This is a genomic window from Actinocrinis sp., assembly GCF_035946395.1.
Lineage (GTDB): Bacteria > Actinomycetota > Actinomycetes > Streptomycetales > Catenulisporaceae > Actinocrinis.
In genome coordinates this window covers 1-3,626 of the sequence record NZ_DASYZI010000045.1, presented here as the reverse complement: position 1 = coordinate 3,626, position 3,626 = coordinate 1, and the positions used below count along the sequence as shown (strand labels likewise).

General features: G+C 69.3%; 4 protein-coding genes. 3 read left to right on the top strand and 1 reads right to left on the bottom strand.

Annotated features, from left to right (window positions below; genetic code table 11):
• On the bottom strand, positions 1–1,090 hold a 1,090-nt coding region (locus VGS97_RS03170; RefSeq protein ID WP_326851642.1), incomplete at its 3' end, for a DUF1702 family protein.
• Positions 1,091–1,331: 241 nt separating this feature from the next.
• On the opposite strand from VGS97_RS03170, the gene VGS97_RS03165 reads away from it, so the two are divergent.
• The 3 genes from VGS97_RS03165 to tatC all read left to right on the top strand — a co-directional run bounded on the left by VGS97_RS03165 (position 1,332) and on the right by tatC (position 3,214).
• A complete protein-coding gene (locus VGS97_RS03165; protein WP_326851641.1) occupies positions 1,332–1,832 on the top strand; it encodes a sec-independent translocase in 501 nt (166 codons plus the stop codon).
• Positions 1,833–2,021: 189 nt separating this feature from the next.
• Positions 2,022–2,303 carry a Sec-independent protein translocase subunit TatA gene (gene tatA / locus VGS97_RS03160; RefSeq protein WP_326851640.1) on the top strand — a complete coding sequence of 94 codons (282 nt, stop codon included), beginning with the start codon at positions 2,022–2,024 and terminating at the stop codon, positions 2,301–2,303.
• Positions 2,304–2,323: 20 nt separating this feature from the next.
• Positions 2,324–3,214 (top strand): twin-arginine translocase subunit TatC, encoded by an 891-nt coding sequence (gene tatC / locus VGS97_RS03155; protein ID WP_326851639.1) that lies wholly within the window; start codon positions 2,324–2,326, stop codon positions 3,212–3,214.
• Positions 3,215–3,626: the final 412 nt, after the last annotated feature.

Below are 3,626 nucleotides of genomic sequence, written 5' to 3'. Positions count from 1 at the left end.
CCGGCCACTCCGGCTGCTCCAGCCGCTCCTGCTGCTCGCGCTGCCCCCCGTGCTCCGCCCACCGCCGCCGGATGCCAGCACGCCAGGCCTCGTACTCGGCCACGTTGGCGGCAGACGGCCCCAACTCCTCCAGCGCCGCATCCGCCCAGCCCGCAGCCGTACGCGCGTCCACTCCAGCGAGCACCCGCACCGCTTCACCGCAGTGCGGCGGCAACGGCACCGCAGCGCGCATCCGTGCAGCCGCGCCGAAGACGGCTCCCTGCGCGAGATGGGCCGCATACGGGGCAGCGAAATCCACCAGACCTCGTAACTCGTCCTCGGCGGCCCCGCCCGCGTAGGTCGCGGCCAAGCCGATGCCGCTCCACAGATCCGCGCGGCGCGGCTCGGGAAACAGCGCCACCCGAAGTGCCAACGCCTCCGGATCAGCGCATTCGTGGAACCAGAGCGAGCGGCCCAACCCCTGGTCACGGATAGCCCGGCGAGCCGGGCCCACCGCCTCCACCGCCTGTCCGCCAACCACCCGGTCCGACGCGAAGAACCCCTGGTGGAACCCGAATCCGTCCCAGGCGAGCCAGCGCAGCATCGGATCACCGGCGCGCAACCCGTGCCATGGACGCAGTCGGAGCCTGGCGAAAGCCCAGCCGACGCCGACATGGATCAGATGCGGATACCCGGCGCCGGGCCCCTCCGTCAGCCGACGCAGCCGACGCCCGCCGGAAAGCGTGAGCAGGTCCAGCAACGCACAGCCCATCCCGGCGCCCTCGTATGCAAACCCTCGGAACTCCCCCGCGCACTCCGCAAGGCCCTGATGGAGCCGTTCGCCACCCCCGCCGCCACCCCCAACCGCAAGGTTGAAGCCTTCAAGAAACGCGCGCCCGGACTCTTCCAGCCGTCCCCTGGCGGGGCCGCCACGAAGCCGGAAGCGCCGCAGCCCGAAGTCGACCTGGGCAGGATCCTGACGCAGCAGCCGAGCACCGAGCCCACCGAACCCGAAACTGAAACCAGAGCCGGACCCGGAATCGGAATCGGTGGCGGACCGGACGGCGACAGCAGCCGGGGCGCCCTCATCAGGGCGAACCTGCGAAACCACCTGATCCCTCCCTCCTCGATCCGACGCGCGCGGCCCCCGTGGCGGCGCGAGCCGGCTGACGTCCAGTCAGGGGAATGCCGGGACAAACAGTGGAGGAGTGAATCAGGCAAATACAAGCTCATGCCATCATTCGGGTGAATCATGAATAATCGGGTGTTGGAATCCAGGCACGGATCGCCAAGCGGGACATGATGAACGCGCGGCCGCCGCACCGGCGGTTCCGTTCTGCATGGGAGTCGCGGTGTTCAATCTCAGCCCGTTCACGCTGCTCTTCCTGGTACTGCTGGCGGTGTTCATCTTCGGACCGGACCGGCTGCCCACCGTCGTCGGCGAGACCGCGCGCGCCCTGCGCCGCGCACGCCGGGCGCTGCGTTCAGCCTCGGAAGGCCTGCGCGAGGAGTTGGGCCCCGAGTTCCGCGACCTGGACCTGGCCGAGCTCAACCCGCGCACCTTCGTGCGCCGTCACCTGCTTGAGGACGAGCCGACGGCCCCGTCCGCGCCCGCGCCCCGCCCAGCCCCCGAGGGCTGGCCCGCGCACGTGCCGTTCCCCTCAGCCGCGGAAATGGGCATGGGGACGGACGTCGATCCGTTGACCGCCCCGATTCCCCGAGGCAAGGATCCAATCCCCGCCCCCGAGTCGCCTTCCGACCTCGCAGCGGAACACTCGCCGCCCGCGCACCCGCCAACCACGGGCTCGCCGGCTCACGCCGCCGTAAGCCAACCGGATGATGCGACCAAATGACCCTCCCCAGCCTCACCCGATCGAGTGGTATCAGCCACGCCACACCGCCAGACGACGTCAACCATCCCGAGTTCTGAAGCAGTAGATGCTTCGCTAGATGTCAATGTACGTAGGCTTTTACGGCCGTCACGCCCAAGAGCCGACGCCCGTGAGCCGGAAGAGGCAAGAGGGAAGAGGGAAGAGGTCGTCATGGTCGAGAACCGCCTGCTGGAAATCATCATCGTGGCCCTGGTGCTCATGGTCCTGTTCGGGGCCAAACGCCTGCCCGACACCGCCAGGTCGCTGGGCAGGTCCCTGCGCATCCTCAAGTCCGAGGCACGGGCGGGAGCCGAGGAGGACAAGGCCTACGAGTCCAAGGCGATCAACGGCGTCGTGCACCAGTCCGAGTCGGCCGCGTTCGCCGCGTTCCCCATGAACACCGCCCAGGAGCACGCCGCCACGACCGCGGACGGCGCGGGCGTCGAACGCTGAACCCCGCGGAACTGACTCGCGTGACCGCGATCCCGCTCAAGCGCGCTCGCCGCGCCGACTCGCCGGACAGCCGGATGACCGTGCGCGAGCATCTCAGGGAGCTGCGCAACCGGCTGGCCAAGGCGCTCCTCGGCGTCGGCGTCGGATCGGCGCTCGGCTGGTGGGTGCACGGCCGACTCATCGCCAAGCTCACCGGACCGGTCTGCGCGATCCACGGCCTGCACGGCATCGGCCGCCCGACGCCGGCCTGCCCCAACGGCCTGTTGGTGCTGCAAGGCGTGCTCTCGCCGCTGACCTTCACGTTCAAGGTCGCACTGCTCGCCGGTCTGATCACCTCCAGCCCGGTGTGGTCCTACCAGCTCTGGGCATTCGCCGCGCCCGGTCTGCACCGACGTGAAAAACGTTACGGCCTGGCCTTCGTGAGCGCAGCGGTCCCCCTGTTCCTGGGCGGCGCGGCGCTCGCGTACTGGGTGTTCCCGAAAGCGCTCCAGATCGTGCTCGGCTTCACCCCGAACTCGTTCAGCAACTCGATCCCGGGAGACCAGTTCCTGGACTTCTTCCTGCGGATGATCGCGGTGTTCGGGCTCTCCTTCGAACTGCCGCTGCTGCTGGTGCTGCTCTACGTCCTAGGCGTGGTCAGCGCCCGTTCGCTGCTCGGGAAGTGGCGCGCCTTCGTCTTCGGCATCTTCGTCTTCGCGGCCCTCGCCACGCCGACCGGCGACCCCTTCACCATGATGGTGCTCGCGCTGCCGATGACAACGCTCCTGGCCCTGGCGCTGGCCGTGGTGCACCGGCTCGACCGGGTACGCACCCGCCGCGCAGCCGAGCGTCCCGAGCCATCACCCGACACCGCGTCAGACCTCGACCTGACCCCCACACCGGTCGAACCACCCACACAACTCGTGGACTAATCACCCGAACGGCGAGAAGCCTCGGCCCGCTCCTATGGCACCCCGAGAGGATCCCGAGACGACCCATGGACGCAAACCCCTCCACTGCCCCAACCCCGCTCCCACTCCCGCCGCTGACTCCGGCCCCGCACTCAACCCCAACCTCGCCCCCACCACTGACCACAGCTCCATCCCGAACCCCACTCCCGTCCCCACCACTAACCACGGCCCCGATCCCACTCCCGCAGCCGATCACCCGAGCCGCCCTAGCTCGCCGCTCAGCGTCACTATCCGCAAAAGCCCTGGTCGGCACACTTGCCTTAGGCCCCGCCCTCGCCCGAGGCCTCGTCCGCCGTGACTTGCCCTCCCGCACAGAGCGCTGGCTGGCGGACTTCGTCACAGGCCTCGGCCCCGCATTCATCAAGATGGCGCA

Excerpts from the sequence above, each read along its gene's own strand:
- tatA (WP_326851640.1), top strand. The coding sequence starts at position 2,022 with ATGGTCGAGAACCGCCTGCTGGAAATCATCATCGTGGCCCTGGTGCTC.